This window comes from Brevundimonas sp., assembly GCF_051860745.1.
Lineage (GTDB): Bacteria > Pseudomonadota > Alphaproteobacteria > Caulobacterales > Caulobacteraceae > Brevundimonas.
Map to the genome: position 1 here is coordinate 222,079 of NZ_JBHYDN010000002.1, position 22,270 is coordinate 244,348.

Genomic DNA, 22,270 nt, shown 5'->3' on the forward strand with positions numbered 1-22,270 from the left:
CGTCGTGCAGTAGGCCGGGCTCGAACCGACACGGGGATTGCTTTTGCGGGCGGCCCCACCGGATTCCAAACCCGGCGCGTCTACCTTTTTCGCCACTACTGCCACAGGTGGGAGGACCGGTTTCCCGGCCCTCCCGGTTACGCACGATTGCCCCCCTACGGGGTCTGCACACTGCGCCGGGTCTGATTCACCCAACGCAGTCTGGAAGTTGGGTTATGGCGGTCTCACTGCGCCTCACCTCCTTTCAAAGGACCGAGAAGTTCGGCGAGGTCGGCTGGTAAGGCCGGGCTCGCCGTTTCCTTTTGGGGCTCACCCATCAGGAACCAATTGTACTTACCTTCGCGCCGGTACAGATCATCCTCGAAGTGCCGAAGCTGGTTGCCTATCGACTTGCGCGCGATCTCCGGGTGTAGAGCCACGACCCGCTCTTCGATCTCCGTAATCGACAGGCCCGGTTGCTGGCGCAGGACTTCTGCCACCGCTGCCCTTACGAGGCCGCGTGGCGCCCGCGTCGCTTTCCGCCGCGCATCCGGCGTCACTGGGACTTTGTCCGGCCAGAGGCCAGATGTCCCCGTGTCCAAGTCGAGCGAAGCCCTAGGGGTGACGGTCGTGGCCATCTGGACCGCGCCAGCCTTGATAGAAACTGGGGCGTTCGCGGCCTGTAGAATGTGATCCCGCATGGCGAGGCCGCCCTCACGGAAGCCAGCCTCATAGGCGTCACGGATCAACGCTTCCAGGCCGTCAGAAAGAGAGCGGGTGCGTCCGTACAGGGCGGTGAGGGCGTCGGTCATAAGTGATTCCGGGGAGGGCACCCGATAACCATTACCACAATCACTTCCCCGAACAACCCCCGGAAAGCCCTTACGCCGAACAAGGTGGAACAAAAGGGGATGTTCTGCCTCTGTTCCCCTTAACGAATCACATAGTGCTGTTTGGTGTGTTTGCTACCTAATACCGGAGTACAGCGCGCAGGCCCTGGATTCCCTGCGCGCGCCGCTTGAAACCGGCGAGATCGTGGTGGCCCGGGCCAACGCCCATGTCCGCTATCCGGCCCGGTTCCAGCTGATCGCCGCCATGAATCCATGCCGTTGCGGGATCGGGGGCGGCGGCAAGGGGGCTTGCGGCAAGGCCCCGCGCTGCCAGCGCGACTACCAGAACCGCATCTCGGGTCCGATGTTCGACCGCATCGACCTGACCGTGGAGACGCCGCCGGTCACCCCCGCCGACATGGCCCTGCCGCCGCCCGCCGAGGGCACCGCCGAGGCCTCAGCCCGGGTGCTGGCCGCCCGTGCGATGCAGGAGGATCGGCTGCGCGCCGCCGGCATAGACCCGGACACGGCCCGCGACCAGGCCGTCAACGCCCGCGCCTCGGGTGAGACCCTGGACCGGTTCGCGACGCCCGATGACGCCGGGCGGGCCTTGTTGATGCGAGCCGGGCAGGCCGGCGGCCTGACCGCGCGGGGGTGGACGCGGACGCTGCGGCTGGCCCGCACCATCGCCGATCTGGACGGCTGCGACGGTGTCCTGCGCCGCCACATCGCCGAAGCGCTGGTCTATCGTCGCTCGACCGTCGGGGCCCAGGGCGATTTCGACAGGCAGGCCGACGTGAGACCCGGGACGCGCGCCTTCTGAGTCCAGCCCGCCTTAACCGGGCTGATTGAACCGGTCTTAAGGGATTGCCCGGCAGGATGCCGATCGAGGAGATAGGCATGGCGCGGCGGGCGAAGTCAGGTGCGGAGACGGTGGTTCCGGAACAGCAGTTCCTGCGCCTGATGAGCCACGAGATGCGCACGCCGCTCAACGGCGTCATCGGCATGCTGGGCCTGTTGTCACGCACCCGGCTGGATGGAGCGCAGCGCGCCTATGCCGAAGCGGCCCGGTCGTCGGCCGAGCACCTGCTGGGTCTGGTCAACGACCTGCTCGACTATGCCCGGCTGGAAGCCGGAAAGCTGGAATTCGACCATGCTCCGGTCGACCTGGAGGCGCTGGTGCGCGGGGTCGCCGAACTGCTTAGCCCGCGGGCGCACGAGAAGGGGCTGGAGATCGCATGGTCCGTCGCGCCCCAGGCCGTCGACGTCATGGGCGACGAGGGCCGGCTGCGGCAGGTGCTGTTCAACCTGGCGGGCAATGCCGTCAAATTCACCGAGACCGGCGGCGTCCGCATCGCCGTCGAGCAGACCGGGGGCTCGATCAAATCGCCCCGGCTCGCCTTCATCATCGATGACACAGGCCCCGGCGTTCCGGCCGAGGCGCGCGCGCGGATCTTCGAGGAATTCGGCCATGTCGACGCCTCGGACGCCAGCCGCTTCGGCGGCGCGGGTCTGGGGCTGGCGGTGGTCTCCAGACTGGCCGCCGCCATGCAGGGCTCCGTGTCGGTGGCTGACCGGCCCGACGGTCCCGGCGCGCGCTTCCGGTTTGAAGCCACCTTCGAAGCGGCGACCGACGCAGCCGAGCGTGGCGCCCCCCTGGCCGGTCACGCCGTCGCCGTGGTCAGCCCCGATCCTTTCGTCCGGACGGCGGCAGTCGCCCAGATCGAGGCCTCGGGCGGGACGGTGCGCGCTGACGCCGGGATCGTGCTGATTGACCACGCGGCGCGTGAGCCGGGGCTCGGCCTGGTCCGGCGGCCCGCGGGGGGCCGCGCTATCGTTCTGCTGAAACCTGCCGAGCGCGACCTGATCGCCCGCTATCGCGGGGCCGGCTTCCACGGCTATCTGATCAAGCCCCTGCGCCGCGGCTCCCTGGCCGAGCGGGTTCTGGCGGCGTCGGGCTTGGGCCCCGCCCACCAGCCCGGCCTTCCGCCTCCGCCGCTGCCCGAGGACGACCGGGTCGCGCCGACGCGCTTCTCGGGCACGCGGGTGCTGCTGGTCGAGGACAATCCTGTCGGCGCCCTTCTGGCCGCGACCCTGCTGCGTCGCGAAGGCTGCGCCGTCGAGACCGCCGCCAGCGGCCATGAGGCGGTCGACGCCATGAAGCGCGCCCGCTACGATCTGGTCTTCATGGATATGCGGATGCCGGGCATGGACGGCCCCAGCGCGGCGCGCGCCATCCGCGCTCGCGGCGACCGCACGCCGATCGTCGCCCTGACCGCCAACGCCTTCGCCGAGGACCGCAAGGCCTGTCTCGAAGCCGGCATGAACGATCATCTGGTCAAGCCGTTGGAACTGGAATCCCTGCGCGCCTCACTCGCCCGCTGGACGAACCGCACGGACCGCGCCAAGGTCGCCGCCGGATAGGGACGCGGGGGCGTCGCTCGAGGGCCGCGCCAATGACTGACAGCTCCACAGACGCCGCGCCGCGCAAGGCGAGCACGAAGGACGTCTTCAAGGCGTTGGGTCGGGGCCGCGTCCTGATCACCTTGTTGCTGGGCTTCGGCTCCGGCCTGCCGTTCCTGCTCACCGGCGCGACCCTCAGCCTCTGGCTTGCGGAGGGCGATGTTGCGCTGTCCGCCATTGGCTTCATCTCCTGGGTCGGCCTGGCCTATTCCTTCAAGTTCCTCTGGGCGCCCGTTGTCGACCGGTTCGACGTTCCGATTCTCGGCCGGTTCGGGCGGCGGCGCGGCTGGATGCTGTTGTCCCAGATACTGGTCGGCGCCGCGCTGATCACGATGGCCATGGTCGGCCCGGAAGGCGGGCTGACCGCCTTGGGCTCGGCCGCACTTGTGACGGCCTTCGCCTCGGCGACACAGGACATCGTCGTCGACGCCTGGCGGATCGAGACTGCCGAGAATGAGGAGGACCTGAGCCTGCTCACGTCGGCCTACCAGCTGGGTTACCGGTTCGCGATGCTCGCCGGCAACGCGCTGATCCTCTTCTTCGCGACCTGGTTCGGCTGGAACGGAGCCTACGGCATCTGGGGCGCGGCCATGTCGATCGCGATCATCGCCACCCTGTTCGCGAAGGAGCCGCTGGATCGTTCGGCCATCGCGAAAGCCACCGGCGGAGCGGCGCCATGGACACTCCGCGGCATGTTCGACGCGGTCGTGGGTCCGTTCATCAACTTCCTGACCACCCACAAGACCGCCGCCCTGCTGATGCTGGCGGCGATCAGCCTTTACCGGCTACCGGACTTCGTCATGGGACCTATGGTCGGACCGTTCTACCTCGAACTCGGTCTGACCAAGGAGGCCATCGGCGCCATGCGGCTGAGTGCTGGTCTGGCAGGTTCGATCACCGGAATCGCCGCCGGTGGCCTTTTCGCCCTCCGGTTCGGCTTCGGCCGAACCCTTTTGCTCGGCGCGCTGATCGGTCCGATGTCGAACCTGGGCTACACCCTGATGGCGCTGGCCGGTCTCTCGACCCCGATGTTCGCCGGCGTCCTGTTCGTTGAGAACTTCAGCGAGGGCTTGGCCGGGGCCGCGCTCGTCGCCTACATGTCCAGCCTTACCGGCATCGGCTACACCGCCACCCAGTACGCCCTGCTCAGCTCCTTCTACGCCCTGCTCGGCAAATTCCTGAAGGGCTTCTCGGGCGTCGCCGTCGAAGGCTTGCAGCAGGGACACGAGTTGATGGTCGCCTACGCCCTGTTCTTCGCGGGGACGGCGGCGGTCGGGATTCCCGCCGTCATCCTGTGCTGGCTGCTGGATCGCCGGAACCGCAAGCTGAAGGCGGAGCTGGGGGCGACCTGACCGCCTAGCTCTCCACCGCCGCTCCTTCGTCATAGGCGGCAAACGTGGCGGCGGTGATGATCTCGGAGACCGAGGCGCCGAGGCTGACGATCTGGACGGACTTCTCCAGCCCGACCAGCAGCGGTCCGATCACCGTCGCCCCGCCCAGCGACTGGACCAGACGGGTCGAGATCGCGGCCGAATGGATGGCCGGCATGACCAGCACATTGGCATGGCCCGACAGGCGCATGAACGGATAGGCGGCCCGTGCTTCGGGATCGAGCGCCAGTTCCGGCGGCATCTCGCCCTCATATTCGAAATCGACGCCGCGTTGGTCGAGGATGCGGATGGCCTCGCGCACCTTCTCGCCCCGGTCTCCGGGCGGATTGCCGAAAGTCGAATAGCTGAGGAAGGCGACGCGCGGGGTCTTGCCCAGCTTCTTGACCGTCTCGGCCGCCTGGATGGCGATCTCGGCCAGTTCCTCGGCGTTGGGAAGTTCGTGGATCGAGGTGTCGGCGACGAACAGGGTGCGCCCCTTGGCCAGCAGGATCGACAGGCCGATCATCCGGTTCTTGACGTCGAGGACGCGCCGGACTTCCTTCAGCACCATGTTGAAATTGCGCGTCACGCCCGTGACCATGCAGTCGGCCTGGCCGCGGGCGACCATGGCGGCGCCGAAATAGTTGCGGTCCTGGTTGATCATCCGCTGTACGTCGCGGCGCAGATAGCCGCGGCGCTGCAGCCGGGCGTAGAGCCAGTCGGTGTAGTCGACATTGTGCTCGCTGACACGGGCGTTGACGATCTCCATGCCCATGGCGTCGAAATCGAGTCCGGCCTCGGCGGCGTTCTGACGGATCAGATCCTCGCGGCCCAGCAGGATCGGCGTGCCCAGTTCCGCCTGTTTGAAGCCCCAGGCGGCGCGGATGACGGCGGTCTCCTCGCCCTCGGCGAACACCACCCGCTTGTTAGGGGCGGCGCGCACGGCGCCTGAGATGTTCTGCATCAGGGCGGCGGAGGGATCGAGCCGCGAGCGCAGTTCGGTCCGGTAGGCGTCCATGTCCTCGATCGGCTTGCGGGCGACGCCGGTGTCCATCGCCGCCTGGGCGACGAAGGGGGGGATGTACCAGATCAGGCGCGGGTCGAACGGCGACGGGATGATGTAGTCGGGACCGAAGCGCAGCTTGCGACCGCGATAGGCCATGGCGACCTCGTCCGGCACGTCCTCGCGGGCCAGGGCGGCCAGGGCCTGGGCGCAGGCCACCTTCATCTCGTGATTGACCTGCCGGGCGCGGACGTCCAGCGCGCCGCGGAAAATGTAGGGGAAGCCCAGGACGTTGTTGACCTGGTTGACATAGTCGGACCGGCCCGTGGCCATAATGGCGTCCGACCGCACCGAGGCCACGTCCTCGGGCGTGATCTCCGGGTCCGGATTGGCCATGGCGAAGATGATCGGATTGGGGGCCATGGAGGCCACCATTTCCTTGGTGATCGCACCCTTGGCCGACAGACCCAGGACGACATCGGCTCCGACCATGGCCTCGGCCAGGGTGCGGTGCGGGGTGTCGGTGGCGTGGGCGGCCTTCCACTGGTCGACGTTGTCGCGGCCCTTGTAGACGACGCCGTCGCGGTCGACGATGACGGTGTTCTCGGCGCGGACGCCGACGGCCTTCATCAGGCCGATCGACGACAGGCCCGCCGCGCCGGCGCCGGCCAGCACGACCTTGATGTTCTCCAGTCGCTTACCGGTGATGTGGCAGGCGTTGATCAGGCCGGCGGTCGAGATGATGGCGGTGCCGTGCTGGTCGTCGTGGAAGACGGGGATGTCCAGCAGGTCCTGCAGCTCGCTCTCGATGACGAAACACTCGGGGGATTTGATGTCCTCCAGATTGATGCCGCCCCAGGTGTCGCCGATGTTCTTGACGACGGTGATGAACTCGTCCGGGTCGGTGGTCTTGACCTCGACGTCGAAGCTGTCGACGTCGGCGAAGCGTTTGAACAGGACAGCCTTGCCCTCCATCACCGGCTTGGACGCCATGTGACCGAGGTTGCCGAGGCCGAGGATGGCCGTGCCGTTCGAGATGACGGCGACCAGATTGCCCTTGGACGTATAGTCGTAGGCCTTGTCCGCGTCGGCGGCGATGGCCAGTACCGGAATGGCGACGCCGGGCGAATAGGCCAGCGACAGGTCGCGCTGGGTCGCCATCGGCTTGGTCGGCGCCATGGAGATCTTGCCCGGGGTCGGGCTGCGATGAAACTCGAGCGCGTCTTCGTCGGAGAAGGTCTGTTTGTCGGTGAGATCGGCCATGCCCGTTCCTAAGCCGCAGGACGGGCCGGGACAACCGTTGACGCAGTGTCAGAGCGCCAGCGTCCCCGTCCGTTCGACCTCGATTGGCCCGGTCATGAAGACGTGGTCCGTCGCCTCGTCCCATTCGATCCGCAGTTCGCCGCCATCCACTTCGATGGTCGCCGCCCGTCCGGTCAGGCCCCTGCGGGCGGCGGCGACGAGGGCGGCGCAGGCTCCGGTGCCGCAGGCCCTAGTCAGGCCGGCGCCGCGCTCCCAGACCCGCAGGCGGATACGGTCGGGCGCGATGACATGGGCGAAGCCGACGTTGACGCCCTCCGGAAAGCGCGGGTGATGTTCGATCAGCGATCCCGTGCCGCGCACGAAGCCGTCGTTCGGCGCATGGTCCATGAAGAAGACGACGTGCGGATTGCCCATCGATACCGCGCCGGGCGTGTGCAGCACCGGGTCGTCGATGGGGCCGACCTGAAGCTCGATGCCGCGGGTGTCCATCGCCTCGTCGAGCGGGATCTCGGCCCAGTCCAGCCGGGGGGCGCCCATATCAACGGTGATCTGCCCGTCGGCCGCGCGCCGGGCCGTCGTCGGGCCGCCGAGCGTGTCGATCCGGACATGATCCTTGCCGGTCGATTGCAGCAGCATCCAGCCGACGCAGCGCAGGGCGTTGCCGCAGGTCTCGACCACGCCCCCGTCGGCGTTCCAGACCCGCATGAAGGCGTCGGCGCGGTCGGAGGGTTCGAGGGCGATCAGCTGATCGCAGCCCTCACCCGTCGTGCGGTCAGCGATGGCGCGCGCCTGATCCGCCGTCGGCGAGAACGGCGTCTCCAGCGCATTGACGACGACGAAGTCGTTGCCGGCGCCGTTCATCTTGACGAAGGCCACAGGCTTGGGGGAACGGGTCATGCAGGCCCCATATAGCGTTTGCCGGTTCCTTGCGCGAGCCAGCCGCGTTATCGCTGGGTGATGAGCCGCACGAAGTCCGCGCCCCCGCCCGAGCCTGTCGACCAGAAAAACGACGGCCTGCGCCTGCGCGCCAGATTGCGGGCGCTCTACCACGGCTCATCGCCGGTGGCGGTGCGTTTCCGGCTGGCGGTTCTGGCCATCGACCTGATCATCGTCGGCTTCTTCGTCGCCGCGCCCCTGCTGCGGGGTGAGGGGTTGATCTTCTACATCATCGACTATGTCATCGCCGCCGTGCTGTTCGCCGATCTCGCGGCGCGGGCTTCGGCTCATTCCAACATTCGCGACTGGTTGAAGAAGCCCATCGTCTGGATGGACCTGTTCATCCTGGCGACGCTGCTTTTCCCGTTCTTCTTCAATCTGGGCTTCCTGCGCGTGCTGCGCCTCTGGACCCTGATCCATTCGGACTTTTTCTGGCGCACCGTGGGCCGGCGCTATGATGACACCCGGGTGGAGGACAGCGCCAAGGCGCTCGTGTCCCTGATCACCTTCGTCTTTGTGGCCACGGGTTTCGTCTACACCAGCTTTATGGGCCGCCATGACGGCATCACCGGCTATGTCGACGCCTTGTATTTCACCGTCACCAGCCTGACCACGACCGGCTATGGCGACATCATCCTGCCGGGGACTGGGGGCGGATCGTCTCCATCCTGATCATGCTGGGCGGGGTGACCCTGTTCGTGCGGCTGGGGCAGACCCTGCTGAGGCCGCACAAGGTGCGCTTTCCCTGTGACCGTTGCGGCCTTCAGGTGCACGACCCGGACGCTGTGCATTGCAAGGCCTGCGGCAACATCCTGTGCATTCCGGACGACGGGGGGTGAAACGGTGGGCCACGCCTCCGCCTCTGCAAGATGACAAAGCCGTAACCTCGGGCCGCCCGTCTTGCCGCAACCCGACCCGCCGCTAAGGTGCCGCCCGACCAACCGTCGGGGACTCTTCAGGGACCCCTATCGCGCTTCGCGCTACTTGAAGGGCCTAACGCACATGATCCGCACCGCCGCGCTCGCCGCGCTTCTCGCTTCCACCGCCCTTTCGAGCGCCGCCATGGCCCAGACTGCTCCGTCCGCCCCAGCGACCGCGGAAGCCTCCGGCGGCTTCGCGACCTCGGACGCAACCGATCCCTGGATCTGGCTGGAAGAGGTCGAGGGCGAGCGCGCCATGGCTTGGGTCAATGCGCACAATGAGCACTCGCTGGGCGTGCTGCGCGGCGATCCGCGCTTCGAAGGCCTGCACCAGCAGGCGCTGGAGATCGTCCAGTCCCGGGACCGCATTCCCTCGCCGGGCTTCAACCACGACGGCACGATCGACAACTTCTGGCAGGACGCGGAGCATGTGCGCGGCATCTGGCGCACCACGACCCTGGACAGCTACCGCACCGAGGCGCCGGAATGGGAGACCATTCTGGACTTCGACGCCCTGGCCGCGGCCGAAGGCAAGAACTGGGTCTACAAGGGCGCGACCTGCCTGCCGCCGGACGAGACCCGCTGCCTCGTCTCCCTGTCGGATGGCGGCAAGGACGCCGTGACCATTCGCGAATTCGACCGGACGACCCGAACTTTCGTCGAAGGCGGTTTCGTTCTGGAGGAATCCAAGGGCGGGGCGACCTGGGTGGATGAGAACACCCTGCTGATCTCGCGCGACTTCGGCCCCGGCACCCTGACCAGCTCGGGCTATCCGATGATCGTCAAGGTGCTGATGCGCGGCCAGACCATCGATCAGGCGCGCACCGTCTTCACCGGCCAGCCGACCGACGTCTCGGTCTCGGGCTACACCCTGCGCGACGCCGACGGCGTGGTGCAGGCGACCCTGATCAACCGCGGCGTCAGCTTCTATGAGGGCGAGACCCACCGGCTGAATCCCGACGGCACGACGACGAAGCTGGAGCTGCCGGCCAAGTCCAACATCAATGCGCTCGTCCGTGGACAGATGGTCTTCACCACGGATCAGGACTGGACCGCCCCCTCGGGACAGGCGTTCCGCACCGGCGACGTCATCGCCTATGAACTCGCGGCCTGGCTGGCAGACCCGACCGTGCGGGCCCGGCTGGTTATCCGCCCCGGCCCGCGCGAGGCCATCGAGGGCATTTCCAACACCCGCAACAAGCTGGTCGTTGCCCTGTACGAGAACGTGCGCGGCTCGGTCTATGTCTATGAGCCCAACCCCTCGGGCGAATGGGCGCGCAGCCGTCTCGACCTGCCGCAGAATGTCTCGGTCGGCGTCGGCTCGGCCAGCGAGCAGGACGACCGCGTCTTCGTCAGCGTCACCGGCTATCTGAACCCGTCCAGCCTGTTCCTCGCCGACGCGGCGACTGGCGCCGCCGACCTGACCAAATCCCTGCCGGCCAAGTTCAACGCCGAGGGTATGACGGTCGATCAGTTCGAGGCCCGCAGCGCCGACGGGACGATGATCCCGTATTTCGTCGTCCATCGCGGCGACATGGCCATGGACGGGTCGAACGCCACCCTGCTGTACGGCTACGGCGGCTTCCAGTCGTCGCTGCTGCCCGGCTATTCGGCCACGGTCGGCAAGCTGTGGCTCGAGCGCGGCGGGGTCTATGTCATCGCCAACACGCGCGGCGGCGGCGAGTTCGGCCCCAACTGGCACCAGGCGGCCCTGCAGGCCAACCGTCAGCGGGCGCATGAGGACTATCAGGCCGTGGCGCTCGACCTGATCGCCCGCGGGGTCACCAGCCAGCCGAAGCTCGGCATCATGGGCGGTTCGCAGGGCGGGCTGTTCATGGGGGCGATGCTGACCCAGCGGCCGGACCTGATCAACGCCGCCGTCATCCAGGTGCCCCTGTTCGACATGCTGCGCTTCCACCGCCTGCTGGCCGGGGCCAGCTGGATGGCCGAATACGGCAATCCGGACATCCCGGAGGAACGCGCCTGGGTCCAGGCCTATTCGCCCTATCAGAACCTGCGCGCCAACCAGCCCTATCCCGAGGTCTTCATCCACACCTCGACCAAGGACGACCGCGTCCACCCCGGCCACGCCCGCAAGGCGGCGGCGCGGCTGGAGGAGCTGGGCTATCCGGTGCTGTTCTACGAGAACACCGACGGCGGCCACGCGGCGGGGGCCAACCTGCGCGAGACCGCCCGGCGGCTGGCGCTGGAGTACACCTATCTGACCCGGCGGCTGATGGATGCGCCGACGGCGGAGTAGGATTCACATTCCTCCCCCACCGGGGGAGGGGGACCGCGAAGCGGTGGAGGGGCCTTTCCACCGCGCTCGGTCCAACACCCCTCCACCATCCTTCGGATGGTCCCCCTCCCCCGTTGGGGGAGGAACTGACGAGCGGAGTTTGAAATGAACCGACTGATCCTGTCCGCCGCGATCCCGGCGCTGTTGCTCGCGGCCTGCGCGAGCGGCCCGGGCCAGATGCAGGTCCCGGCCCTGAACGCCGCCGATGTCCCGCGCGTCATGCAGACGCCCCCGCCGCACTTTCCCGCCGACCTGACCCCCGCAGGCGTCCGCGCCGCCGACGACCATCTGGTGCTGGAAGAGGTCAACGGGACCGAGGCCATCGCCTTCGTGGCCGAATCCAACCGCCGCGCCCTCGCCTCCCTGGAGGGCGACCGCCGCTACGAGACCTTCCGACAGCAGACCGAGGCCATCCTGACCGCCACCGACCGCATCCCCTCGCCCAGCTTCCTCGGCGACGGCATCGGAAACTTCTGGCAGGACGCGGCCAATCCCAAGGGTGTGTGGCGGCGCACGACGCTGGAATCCTACCGCTCGGCGAATACGCGATGGGAGACGATGCTCGACATCGACGCCCTGTCCCGCGCCGAGGGCAGGGACTGGGTCTGGAAGGGCGCGGACTGTCTCGCCCCCGATGAGACCCGCTGCCTGATCTCCCTGTCCGACGGCGGCAAGGACGCGGTGGTGGTGCGTGAGTTCGATACGTCGACCGGCCTGTGGGTCGAGGACGGGTTCATCCTGCCCGAGGGCAAGCACCGCCTCGAATGGCTGGAGCGCGACACCCTGCTGGTGGCGACCGATTTCGGTCCGGGGACGCTGACCGAGAGCGGCTACCCCTTCATCGTCAAATCGCTGACGCGCGGCCAGACGCTCGCCCAGGCGACCGAGGTCTATCGCGGCGACATCGGCGACGGGGGGTATGGGGTTAGCCCGAGCGTATTGCGAGATGACTCCGGCGCTATCGCGGCGGTGTTGATCCATCGCCCGCTGGACACCTTCCGGGGTGAAACCTGGCTGTTGGATGGCGGCCGCCCGATGAAGCTGGACCTGCCGGAACGGGTCAACGTGCACGGCGCCATGCGCGACGGGACGATCACCGACCTGATTTTCACGATCGACGAGTCGTGGAGGCGCCACCAAGCGGGCGAGCTTCTTCGGTATCAGGTCGGGGAGCTCCGTCTGGCGGATGGGCCCCGCGAGTTGGGCCAGGTCGTGATCTCGAACGCGTCGAAGACCATCTTTCGACCCACGGACCGGCAGTCGGTCGCCTCGGTCGCGGTATTCGACGACCGCGTCGCCCTCGCGATCAACGACAACGTGCGCGGCCGGCTGTCGATCTTCGCGGACCGGGGGGAATGGGGCTGGGCCGAGCGGCAGGTCGACGTCCCGGACAACAGCGCCGTCGCTCTGGGCGACCGCTCGCGGAGCCGGGGCGCGCTGTTCGTCTCGTCGCAGAACTTCCTGACGCCCACGGCCCTGGGCCTGCTGGACGTCGACTTCGAGGTCGATCGCCGGCAACCGGATGTGGCACCGTCGCCCAATGCGATCGTGCAGGTCCGCTCCGCCCCCGCAAAATTCGACGCCTCCACCCACGTCACCGAACAGTTCGAGGCCCGGTCCTCGGACGGGACCATGATCCCCTATTTCGTTACCCGTCCGCGCGACCTGGTCATGGACGGCTCGGCGCCGACCATCCTGTTCGGCTACGGCGGTTTCCAGGTCAGTTTCCCGCCCGCCTACAAGCCCGAGATGGGCAAGCTGTGGCTCGAGAACGGCGGCGTCTTCGTCCAGGCCAATATCCGCGGCGGCGGCGAGTTCGGGCCGCAGTGGCACCAGAGCGTGCTGAACGAGAACCGCCAGCTGGCCTTCGACGATTTCGCGGCCGTGGCCGCTGACCTGCACCGACGTGGCATCAGTTCGCCGCGCCGCACCGGCATCTATGGCCGTTCCAACGGCGGGGTGCTGACGTCGGTGACGATGACCCAGCATCCGGAGCTGATCCATGCGGCGGTGATCGAGAGCCCTCTGATCGACATGCTGCGCTATCATGAGCTCCCCGCCGGGGCCTCGTGGATCGGCGAGTACGGCGACCCGCGCATTCCGGAAGAGGCCGCCTGGATCGCGCGCTATTCCGCCTATCAGCAGCTTCGTCCGGGTGCGGATTATCCGCGCGCCTACATCACCACCAACACCCGCGACGACCGCGTCCATCCGGGCCATGCGCGCAAATTCGCCGCCCGCCTGACCGACATGGGCTATGACCACCTCTATTATGAAGAGACGTCAGGCGGTCATTCCAACGACGCCGACCCGGTCGCCAACGCCCGTCGCTGGGCCCGGCACTACGTCTACCTGGCCCAGCAGTTGATGGATTGAGCCTTGTGCCTCCCTCTCCCGCCGGGAGAGGGAGGGTTACGCCGGCTCGGCCACCTTGGCCTTCTTCGCTTTCACGACCTTGGCGGGCTTCTCGGCCTTGACCGGTTTGACCGGCTTCTCGGCCTTCACCTTGGCCGGCCTGGCCGCCTTCTTCGCCAGCTTCTTCGCCTCCCGGGCGGCCTTCTTGGCGGCCCGGGCCTCGGCCTTGGCCTTGTCGGGGGCTGCATCGGCCTCGCCGGCCAGTTCGGACAACAGGCCAAGGAAGCCGTCGCGCTTTCCCTTGGGGAGCAGGGCCAGAATGCGTTTGTCGGCGGCCTCGACCTTCGGACGGGCGACGTCCAGCGCGGCCTGACCGGGACCGGACAGGCTGACGGCCTTGGCGCGGGCGTCGATGGCCGACTTCTCCCGATCCAGCAGTCCCTTGGTCGTCATACGCGAAACCAGGTCTGCGAGAGTCGAGCGGTCGATGCCAGTGGCCCTGACGAGGTCGGTTTGTGTGAGGCCCGACTTCTGCGACACGGCCTCCAGAACCGCGAACTGGCGCTGGGTCAGGCCGTCGGGGCCGGTTTCCTCGGAATAGATGTCGAGCGCCAACTGCAGCACACGGTGCATCAGGTGGCTGGGCGAGCCGCCCAGTCCTCCGCTGCGCTTCGACTTGTTCCCGGACTTGACCATGAACCGTATCCCTTCGGCCTCGATGAGGCAGACCTAGCAGTCGCACTTAACGGTTTGACGACGGATGATCCGCCGGCGGTTCATGGCGCGGTGTCCGGCTCCGCGGGAGCCATCGGATCGACCGGCGTATCGGTGGAGGTCAGGTTGCGCATGATCAGCGGGATTTGCGACAGGCCGAAGGCTGAGGAAGCGATCCACAGCACGCCGCGGAAGCTGACCCAGACATCGGCCGGATCGACGTCGCCACGGCCGATCCGGGCAGCGGCCCAGCTGACCAGGGCCTCGCTGCGGACCAGTTCGTTGACGATCGCGACCGCCAGAAAATAGACGCCGTAGCGGAGCGTCAGCGTGCGCCACGCCCGGTCGTTGATCGGAATCACCGTGCCCAGCAGGGCCTTCAGCGGTTGTTTGTTGAGCAGGACGCCGCCGATCAGGGCGACCGCCAGCGACAAGTTGAGCGCCGTCACCTTGACCTTCACCCACAGGCCGTCGCCGGTCAGCAGGGTCAGCAGGCCGAAGACCAGGGCGAAGCCCCCGACCAGCAACGGCATCAGGGCCAGACGCTTCTCGACGATCAGGCCGACGGCGACGCCCACGGCGGACCCGGCGACGAGGAACCAGGTCGCCTGGACCAGGGCCTCGTCGCCGCTCATGCCGCGCAGGCGCATCACCAGAAAGGCGAGACCGAAGGCCAGCAGGCCGCCGAAATCCACGACCTGCCGCAGGCGGGAGTCCGTCTTCACTGTGGAGGGGGTCGCGGCGTCACTCATGCATCAGTCCTCAAGCCCCACCAGCGATCTTGAAAAGGCTCGGGCGTCGAAGGGTTGCAGATCGTCTATGCCTTCGCCGACGCCGATCAGCTTGATCGGGGCGTCCGAGGCCTGGGCGACGGGCACCAGAACCCCGCCGCGCGCCGTGCCGTCCAGCTTGGTCATGACCAGTCCGGAGACATAGGCCGTGCGGCCGAAAATCTGTTCCTGGGCCAGGGCGTTGCGCCCCACGGTGGCGTCCAGCACCAGCAGGGTCTCGTGCGGAGCCTCGGGGTTGATCTTTTTCAGGACCCGGACGATCTTCAACAGTTCATCCATCAGGGCCGTCTTGTTCTGCAGCCGTCCGGCGGTGTCGATCAGGACCACGTCGTAGCCTTCGGCCTTCGCCTTCGTATAGGCGTCGAAGGCCAGGCCGGCGGGATCGGCGCCGTCGCGGCGGCTTTCGAACGAGGCCCCGGCGCGCTCGGCCCAGATCTTCAGCTGTTCGCGAGCGGCGGCGCGGAAAGTGTCACAGGCGACGATCATCACCTTGGCGCCCTGTCCGGTCAGGTCGGCGGCGATCTTGCCCAGGGTCGTGGTCTTGCCTGAACCGTTGACCCCGACAAACAGGGTGACGAACGGTCGCGGCCCGTTCAGGGGCTCATAGGCTGCCTGACGCGGGATCAGTTCGGCGGCCACAGCCTCGGCCAGCGCCTCCTTCACCTCGCGCTCCGACACCTTGCCGAAGCGCAGTTCGCGGAAGCGTTCGACGATCCGGTCGGTCGCGGCGGGGCCGAGATCGCTCTCCAGCAGATGCTCTTCCAGTTGTTCCAGCGCGGACTCGGACAGCGGCTCCTTCACGAAGGTGGCCACGACCTGTTCGGTCATTTGTTTCGAGGAGCGGCTCAGCCCCTCGCTGAGCCGCGAGAACCAGCCCTTTTTCGGCGTGTCGTTCATCGGTTGGCTTTAGCGGGCTGTTGAGGATGCAACCACAAAATACTCCGCTCATCCCGGCGAAAGCCGGGACCCAGTTCTTTGGAGGCGCGGTTTGAGCCTATATGAGCATAACAGTGATCCAAACCGCCGGCGTCACGCTGGAAAGCACTGGGTCCCGGCTTTCGCCGGGATAAGCGGAAAGATTGATGGCTGATATCCACCCGTTCGATTCGCCCCGCACCCACGGCTTCGTCCGCGTGGCCGCCGCGACCCCGGTGGTCCACACCGCCGACCCCGCCGCCAATTCCGAGGAGCACATCGCCCTGATCCGGCAGGCGGGCGCGCGGGGCGTGGACCTGATCGTCTTTCCGGAACTCGGCCTCAGCGGCTACGCCATCGACGACTTGCTGATGCAGGAGGCGCTTCTGGCCGAGGTGGAGCGGCAGATCGCGGTCCTGGCCGACGCCGCCGACGCCGCGGGCGTCGTCGCCGTCATCGGGGCGCCGATCCGCAACGGCGACGCCCTCTACAACTGCGCCGTGGTGCTGGGCTCGGGGGCCGTGCTTGGCGTCGTGCCAAAGACCTACCTGCCCAACTACCGCGAATATTATGAGAAACGCTGGTTCGCCGCGGCCGCCAGCCGGTCGGAGGACACGGTGGTCCTCAATGGCGAGACGGTCGATTTCGCGCCCGGCTTGGTGTTCGAAGCGGTCGACCGGCCCGGCTTCGTCTTCGCCGCCGAGATCTGCGAGGACTTCTGGGCTCCGCAACCGCCCTCAACGCGGGCGGCCCTTGCCGGGGCCCGCATCCTGCTGAACCTGTCGGCCTCCAACATCGTCATCGGCAAGGCCGATGAGCGCGCCCTGCTGTGCGCCAGCCAGTCAGTGCGGACCCTGTCGGCCTATGTCTTCACCGCCTCGGGCTGGGGCGAGAGCACCACCGACCTGGCCTGGGACGGGCAGGCGACGATCCATGAGCTGGGCGCGAGACTGGCCGAGGGCGAGCGGTTCTCGATGGAGAGCCATCTGACCATCGCCGACATCGACGTCGAGCGCATCGGCCAGGACCGGCTGCGCAATGGCACCTTCGCCGACTGCGCCCGCATCGAGGGCGAGCCCGCGACGGTCGTGCCGTTCGAGACATCGGGAAGCGACGGGCCGGGCGACCTGATCCGCCCGCTGGACCGCTTCCCCTTCGTTCCGGACGACGCGGCGCGGCTCGACCAGGACTGCTACGAGGCCTTCAACATCCAGGTTCAGGGGCTGATGCGCCGGATGAGGGCGACCAACGGCGAGCGCATCGTCATCGGCGTCTCGGGCGGGCTGGATTCGACCCAGGCCCTTCTGGTCGCCTGCCGCGCCTTCGACCGGCTGGGCCTGCCGCGGACGGGAATCCTCGGCTACACCCTGCCCGGCTTCGCCACCTCGGAGGGCACGAAGTCGAACGCCTGGGCCCTGATGAAGGCGCTGGGCGTGACCGGGGCCGAGATCGACATCCGGCCGACCGCGACGACCATGCTGGAGGCCATCGGCCACCCGTTCGCCAAGGGCGAGCCGGTCCACGACATCACCTTCGAGAATGTGCAGGCGGGCCTGCGCACCGACTATCTGTTCCGGCTTGCCAACCAGAACGGCGCCTTCGTGCTCGGCACCGGCGACCTGTCCGAACTGGCGCTGGGCTGGGCCACCTATGGCGTCGGCGACCATATGAGCCACTACAACGTCAACGGCGGGGTGGCGAAGACGCTGATCCGGCACCTGATCCGTTGGGTGGCGACGAAGGAATACACGGGCGAGGCCGCCGCCGTGCTGCACGCCGTACTCGACACCGAAATCTCACCGGAACTGGTGCCTGCGGGCGCCGACGGCAAACTGCAGTCGACCGAGGCGACGGTGGGTCCCTATGCGCTGAACGATTTCTTCCTGTTCTACATCACCCGCTTCGGCCTGAAGCCCTCGAAGGTGGCCTATCTGGCGCACCAGGCGTGGAAGGATGCAGCGACGGGCCACTGGCCGACCGCCACGCCGGACGACGAGAAGGTCGAATACGATCTGGCGACGGTCAAACACTGGCTGCGGAAATTCCTGTTCCGCTTCTTCCAGACCAGCCAGTTCAAGCGGTCGGCCCTGCCGAACGGGCCGAAGGTGGTCACCGGCGGGTCGCTGTCGCCCCGCGGCGACTGGCGGGCGCCCTCGGACGCCACCGCGCGGGTCTGGCTGGATGAATTAGACGCCAACGTCCCGGACTGACGCCTCAGGGCAACTCGCTCAGGAACGGGAAGATCGCCGCCTTGGCCTCGGGCTCGTCCAGCATGGGTGCGTGACCGACGCCGGGAACCTCGACGAAATCCATCTTCGGCGCGCGTTTGCGCATCCTGGCCGCGATCTCGGGGCTCAGCAGGTCCGAGGTCCCGCCGCGCACCAGCAGGGTTGGCCGACCCTTGGCCAGTCGGGTGAAGAATGGCCATAGATTGGGGACCAGGGCCTTGGACCCCGCCGCCCGGATCGGGGCCATGATGTCGGGGTCATAGTCCGGCACCGGCGTGCCCTCGGTCCCGATGCGGAAGGTCCGGCGGGCGAAGGCGTCCCAGTCGGCGTCGGAATAGTTCGGCAGGGCGACCTCGTTGAGCTTGCGCACATGGGCCGCTGCATCGGCCCAATTGCTGATCTCCACAGGTTGTCCGGCATAGGCGGCGATACGGGCGAGGCCCACGGGCGATACCTGCGGCCCGACATCGTTGATGATGGCGGCGGCGATGACCTTCGACCTGATGGCGGCCAGCGCCATGGTGATCAGTCCGCCCATGGAGGTGCCGAGGAAGACCGCGCGCTCGATGCCGAGGTCGCGCATCAGGGCCAGGACGTCCTGGACATAGGTGACGGGCTGATAGGTCATCGGGTCCGGCGCCCGGTCGGACTGGCCGCGCCCGCGAATGTCCAGCGCCAGCACCCGCCGTCCGCTCTGGGCGATCAGCGGGGCGATGGCGTCGAAATCCGCCGAGTTGCGCGTCAGGCCATGGATGGCGATGACCGGCAGTTTCGCCGTCCCGGACGCCGCGGCATAGTCGCGGGCGAACAGGCTCAGCCCGTCGGAACTGGACCAGCGGCGCTCGGCGAAGATCTGGGTCATGGATGGCTCCGGAGGCTGACGTCTCAGCTTATTTCATGAGTGAAGGAATTCCCACCCGACGCGAACTGACAGTCGCAATCAGGCCTTCAGTGACCCAACAGTTCCCGGACGAATTCCAGCAGGTCCCCGCCCTCGAAGCGGAAGCCCGGCACTCCGGCGCGACGGGCGGCCTCCATGTCCGACGGCTGGTCGCCGATCATGAAACTCTTCGCCGGATCGATATTGTGATCGGCGATGGCCCGCAGGATCATGCCGGGGTTGGGCTTCCGGTCCGGATGGTCGGGATGGATATAGGCTTCGACCCGACCTTCACTGTGGAAGGGACAGGCGTATAGCGCGCCGATCACCGCCCCTTTGGCCGCCAGTTTGCGGACGATCAGGGTGTTGAACGCCTTCATCTGGTCTTCGCTGAACAGGCCGCGGGCGACGCCCGACTGGTTGGTGACGATGACGCAGAGGAAGCCGAGCTGGTTCAGCCGCCGCACGGCCTCGGGCGCGCCGGGCACGAAGCGGAGTTGCTCTTCCAGATGGGGATAGCCCGTATCCTCGATCAGTACGCCGTCGCGATCGAGGAAGACGGCGGGTACGCCAGAATTCATGATTTCCGGGCATACGGCGCCGTACACGGTCGTTGCAACCCGTCACGCGAAGTGACGGGTCCGGATTTGGCGTTAGGGCGACCGATTTGGTAGGAGGCCGCAACCACACGGCGCTGAACGCCCGCCGCCTCGCCGCGCGCCCGGAGATCGTCCCGACATGAGCATTGCCTTCATCGACCTGCAGGCCCAGCGCCTTCGCCTGAACGGCAAGATCGAGACCGCCGTACAGGCGGCCGTCGTCGGCGGCGCCTGGGTCATGGGTCCGCAGGTGCGCCAGTTCGAGGCCGACCTCGCCGCCTTCGGACACGCGAAACACGCGCTGGGCTGCGCCAACGGCACCGACGCCCTGGCCCTGCCGCTGATGGCGTGGAGCATCGGCCGGGGCGACGCGGTCTTCGTGCCCAGTTTCACCTTCGCCGCCACCGCCGAGATCGTGCCGTGGTTCGACGCCGAGCCGGTCTTCGTCGACGTCGACGCGACGACCTACAATATGGACCCCGGCCATCTGGAGGCCGCCATCGAGGCGACGATCAAGGAAGGCCGGCTGAAGCCGCGCGTGGTCATCGCCGTCGACCTGTTCGGCCAGCCCGCCGACTATCCGGCCATCAAGGCGATCTGCGACAAATACGGCCTGAAGCTGATCGCCGATTCGGCCCAGGGCTTCGGCTGCACCATCAACGGCGACCACCCGTTGAAATGGGCCGACATCACCACCACCAGCTTCTTCCCGGCCAAGCCACTGGGCTGCTACGGCGACGGCGGGGCGGTGCTGACCAATGACGAGGATCTGGCCCAGCTGATCGATTCCCTCCGCGTGCACGGCAAGGCGGTGGCGCGCGATCTCGAAGGCAAGACCTTCGATCACGACCCCAAATATCTGAACATGCGTATTGGCCTCAACAGCCGTCTGGACACCATCCAGGCCGCCGTCCTGATCGAGAAGCTGAAGGTGTTCGGCGAAGAGATCGAATGGCGCAACCGCATCGCCGCCCGTTACAATGAGGGCCTGCGCCCCCACGTCGCCGCTGTGCCGGATGTGCCCGCCGGCAACGTCTCCAACTGGGCCCAGTACACGATCGAGCATGAGGACCGGGACGGTCTGATCGCCCACTTGAAAGCGCAGGGCGTGCCCACGGCGGTCTACTATCCGATCCCGCTGCACCTGCAGCCGGCCTACGACCTGTATCCGCGAGGGCCGCAGGGCCTGCCGGTGACCGAGCGGCTGATGCGGCGGGTGGTCAGTCTTCCGATGTACGCCGATCTCAACGAGGCGACGCAGGATACGATTATCGCGGCGGTCGCCAGCTTCCGCCAGGATTGACGCCATGACCCAACATCTCCCCGAACTGAAGGTCGGCGTCGCCGGCGTGGGCGTCATGGGCCGCAACCACGCCCGCGTCCTGTCCACGATCCGCGACTTCGACCTCATCGCCGTCTTTGATCCCGACGCCGCGACGGCCGAGGGCGTCGCCGGCCTGTATGACGCCACGGCCTTCACCACCGCCGCCGACTTCGTCGCCGCCGGCCTCGACGCCGCGGTGGTCGCCACGCCGAACCGGCACCACGCCGAACTCGGCGTCGCCCTGCTCGAGGCCGGGATCCACGTCCTGGTCGAAAAGCCGATCGCCGCCACCGTCGCCGACGCCCGACGGATGATCGACGCCGCCAGTGCCAATGACCGCGTGCTGATGGTTGGTCAGGTCGAGCGCTTCAATCCGGCGGTGGAAGCGGTCAAGCGCGCCATCGACGGCGATGAGGTCATTTCGATCCAGATTACCCGCGTCGGCCCCTTCCCCCCGCGCATGGGCGAGGTCGGGGTGGTCATCGACCTGGCGGTGCACGACATCGATATTATCCGTCACCTGACGGATTCCGAGATCGTGGAGGTCCAGCCGCAGTTGGCCCGCACCCGCGCTGAGCGCGAGGACACGGCCCTGCTCCAGTTCCGGCTGGAGAACGGCACCATCGCCCACATCACCACCAACTGGGTCACGCCTTACAAGGTCCGCACCCTGCAGGTCGCCACGCGCAACAAATTCGTGGTCGCCGATCTGATCACCCGTCAGGTCACGGAGTATTTCGGCCAGCAGGCCGACGGCTCCTACCAGACCCGCGCCGTCAACAGCTGGCCGGCCGAGCCGCTGAAGAAGGAGCTGGAGGCGTTTGCGCATGCCATCCGTACGGGCGAGCCGCCGGCGGTGACAGGGGAGGATGGGCTGCGGAACCTCGAGGTGGCGCTCCGGTGCCTGGGGGAGGGCTAGCCGCCAACCACCTGCATCCCCAGCCATTCCGCGATCAAAGCCGGCTTCTCCGCCCCGTCGATCTCGACCGTGACCTGGTGTTTGAGCAGCCAGCGGCTGCCACCCTTGTCCTCGGCGGACAGCAGCTTGAACCGGCCCCGGACGTTCGAGCCCGCCGGCACCGGGGCGAGGAAGCGCAGTTTGTCGAAGCCGTAGTTGACCCCCATCACCACCCCTTCCAGCGGCGGGACGGCGTCATAGGTCATGGCCGAGAGCAGGCTGAGGGTCAGGAAACCGTGGGCGATGGTTCCGCCAAACGGGGTCCGCGCCGCCGCCACGGGGTCGATGTGGATGAACTGGCGGTCCTCAGTGATCTCGGCGAAGGCATCGATCCGGGCCTGGTCGACGGTGATCCAGCGGCTGACGCCGATTTCCTGGCCGATCAGGCTGGGCAGGTCGGCGACGGGCGTCGGCGTTCCCTTGCGTTCGGTACGGCTCATGGG

18 protein-coding genes, 1 tRNA gene and 1 pseudogene are annotated in these 22,270 nt (G+C 67.5%); 10 read left to right on the plus strand and 10 right to left on the minus strand.

Features of this window, described 5'->3' with window-relative positions:
* Window positions 1-5: 5 nt before the first annotated feature.
* A tRNA-Pro gene (locus tag ACTIEW_RS03520) sits at window positions 6-102 on the minus strand.
* Between the two features lie 122 nt (window positions 103-224).
* Window positions 225-791 (minus strand): hypothetical protein, encoded by a 567-nt coding sequence (locus tag ACTIEW_RS03525; protein WP_439476526.1) that lies wholly within the window; start codon window positions 789-791, stop codon window positions 225-227.
* A gap of 160 nt (window positions 792-951) precedes the next feature.
* On the opposite strand from ACTIEW_RS03525, the pseudogene ACTIEW_RS03530 reads away from it, so the two are divergent.
* From ACTIEW_RS03530 to ACTIEW_RS03540, 3 genes and pseudogenes are all read left to right on the plus strand, one after another.
* Window positions 952-1,632, plus strand: a pseudogene (locus ACTIEW_RS03530) (ATP-binding protein); the annotation flags it as partial.
* Window positions 1,633-1,709: 77 nt separating this feature from the next.
* Window positions 1,710-3,233: a response regulator gene (locus ACTIEW_RS03535; RefSeq protein ID WP_439476527.1), complete on the plus strand. Its 1,524-nt coding sequence runs from the start codon at window positions 1,710-1,712 to the stop codon at window positions 3,231-3,233.
* A gap of 32 nt (window positions 3,234-3,265) precedes the next feature.
* Complete coding sequence (locus ACTIEW_RS03540) at window positions 3,266-4,624, plus strand: AmpG family muropeptide MFS transporter (RefSeq protein ID WP_439476528.1); 1,359 nt, start codon at window positions 3,266-3,268, stop codon at window positions 4,622-4,624.
* A gap of 4 nt (window positions 4,625-4,628) precedes the next feature.
* Here the strand turns inward: ACTIEW_RS03540 and ACTIEW_RS03545 are convergent, their stop codons facing one another.
* Window positions 4,629-6,908, minus strand: coding sequence for an NADP-dependent malic enzyme (locus ACTIEW_RS03545; RefSeq protein ID WP_439476529.1), 2,280 nt, complete (start codon window positions 6,906-6,908; stop codon window positions 4,629-4,631).
* A gap of 48 nt (window positions 6,909-6,956) precedes the next feature.
* Window positions 6,957-7,805: a diaminopimelate epimerase gene (gene dapF / locus ACTIEW_RS03550; protein ID WP_439476530.1), complete on the minus strand. Its 849-nt coding sequence runs from the start codon at window positions 7,803-7,805 to the stop codon at window positions 6,957-6,959.
* A gap of 60 nt (window positions 7,806-7,865) precedes the next feature.
* Between dapF and ACTIEW_RS03555 the strand changes: the two genes are divergently transcribed.
* From ACTIEW_RS03555 to ACTIEW_RS03570, 4 genes are all read left to right on the plus strand, one after another.
* Window positions 7,866-8,516: an ion channel gene (locus ACTIEW_RS03555; protein ID WP_439476531.1), complete on the plus strand. Its 651-nt coding sequence runs from the start codon at window positions 7,866-7,868 to the stop codon at window positions 8,514-8,516.
* A 2-nt stretch (window positions 8,517-8,518) separates the two neighbouring features.
* Complete coding sequence (locus tag ACTIEW_RS03560; RefSeq protein ID WP_439476532.1) at window positions 8,519-8,683, plus strand: hypothetical protein; 165 nt, start codon at window positions 8,519-8,521, stop codon at window positions 8,681-8,683.
* A gap of 163 nt (window positions 8,684-8,846) precedes the next feature.
* A complete protein-coding gene (locus ACTIEW_RS03565) occupies window positions 8,847-11,024 on the plus strand; it encodes a prolyl oligopeptidase family serine peptidase (protein WP_439476533.1) in 2,178 nt (725 codons plus the stop codon).
* Window positions 11,025-11,168: 144 nt separating this feature from the next.
* On the plus strand, window positions 11,169-13,439 hold the full coding sequence (locus ACTIEW_RS03570) for a prolyl oligopeptidase family serine peptidase (protein WP_439476534.1): 2,271 nt from the start codon (window positions 11,169-11,171) through the stop codon (window positions 13,437-13,439).
* 36 nt (window positions 13,440-13,475) lie between these two features.
* Here ACTIEW_RS03570 and ACTIEW_RS03575 read toward each other — a convergent pair whose 3' ends face one another.
* The 3 genes from ACTIEW_RS03575 to ftsY all read right to left on the minus strand — a co-directional run bounded on the left by ACTIEW_RS03575 (window position 13,476) and on the right by ftsY (window position 15,820).
* Window positions 13,476-14,114 carry a MarR family winged helix-turn-helix transcriptional regulator gene (locus ACTIEW_RS03575; protein ID WP_439476535.1) on the minus strand — a complete coding sequence of 213 codons (639 nt, stop codon included), beginning with the start codon at window positions 14,112-14,114 and terminating at the stop codon, window positions 13,476-13,478.
* 80 nt (window positions 14,115-14,194) lie between these two features.
* Window positions 14,195-14,884 carry an inner membrane-spanning protein YciB gene (locus tag ACTIEW_RS03580; RefSeq protein WP_439476536.1) on the minus strand — a complete coding sequence of 230 codons (690 nt, stop codon included), beginning with the start codon at window positions 14,882-14,884 and terminating at the stop codon, window positions 14,195-14,197.
* Window positions 14,885-14,887: 3 nt separating this feature from the next.
* Window positions 14,888-15,820: a signal recognition particle-docking protein FtsY gene (gene ftsY / locus ACTIEW_RS03585; RefSeq protein WP_439476537.1), complete on the minus strand. Its 933-nt coding sequence runs from the start codon at window positions 15,818-15,820 to the stop codon at window positions 14,888-14,890.
* Window positions 15,821-16,005: 185 nt separating this feature from the next.
* On the opposite strand from ftsY, the gene ACTIEW_RS03590 reads away from it, so the two are divergent.
* Complete coding sequence (locus ACTIEW_RS03590) at window positions 16,006-18,048, plus strand: NAD(+) synthase (RefSeq protein ID WP_439476538.1); 2,043 nt, start codon at window positions 16,006-16,008, stop codon at window positions 18,046-18,048.
* Between the two features lie 4 nt (window positions 18,049-18,052).
* Here the strand turns inward: ACTIEW_RS03590 and ACTIEW_RS03595 are convergent, their stop codons facing one another.
* On the minus strand, window positions 18,053-18,928 hold the full coding sequence (locus ACTIEW_RS03595) for an alpha/beta fold hydrolase (protein WP_439476539.1): 876 nt from the start codon (window positions 18,926-18,928) through the stop codon (window positions 18,053-18,055).
* Between the two features lie 86 nt (window positions 18,929-19,014).
* Window positions 19,015-19,527, minus strand: a complete 513-nt coding sequence (locus ACTIEW_RS03600; RefSeq protein WP_439476540.1) for a D-glycero-alpha-D-manno-heptose-1,7-bisphosphate 7-phosphatase — start codon at window positions 19,525-19,527, stop codon at window positions 19,015-19,017.
* A 157-nt stretch (window positions 19,528-19,684) separates the two neighbouring features.
* Between ACTIEW_RS03600 and ACTIEW_RS03605 the strand changes: the two genes are divergently transcribed.
* Together ACTIEW_RS03605 and ACTIEW_RS03610 are read left to right on the plus strand one after the other, a co-directional pair.
* On the plus strand, window positions 19,685-20,848 hold the full coding sequence (locus ACTIEW_RS03605) for a DegT/DnrJ/EryC1/StrS family aminotransferase (RefSeq protein ID WP_439476541.1): 1,164 nt from the start codon (window positions 19,685-19,687) through the stop codon (window positions 20,846-20,848).
* Window positions 20,849-20,852: 4 nt separating this feature from the next.
* Window positions 20,853-21,788 carry a Gfo/Idh/MocA family protein gene (locus tag ACTIEW_RS03610; RefSeq protein WP_439476542.1) on the plus strand — a complete coding sequence of 312 codons (936 nt, stop codon included), beginning with the start codon at window positions 20,853-20,855 and terminating at the stop codon, window positions 21,786-21,788.
* Here ACTIEW_RS03610 and ACTIEW_RS03615 read toward each other — a convergent pair.
* On the minus strand, window positions 21,785-22,267 hold the full coding sequence (locus ACTIEW_RS03615) for a MaoC family dehydratase (protein ID WP_439476543.1): 483 nt from the start codon (window positions 22,265-22,267) through the stop codon (window positions 21,785-21,787). The genes ACTIEW_RS03610 and ACTIEW_RS03615 overlap by 4 nt on opposite strands.
* Window positions 22,268-22,270 lie beyond the last annotated feature (3 nt).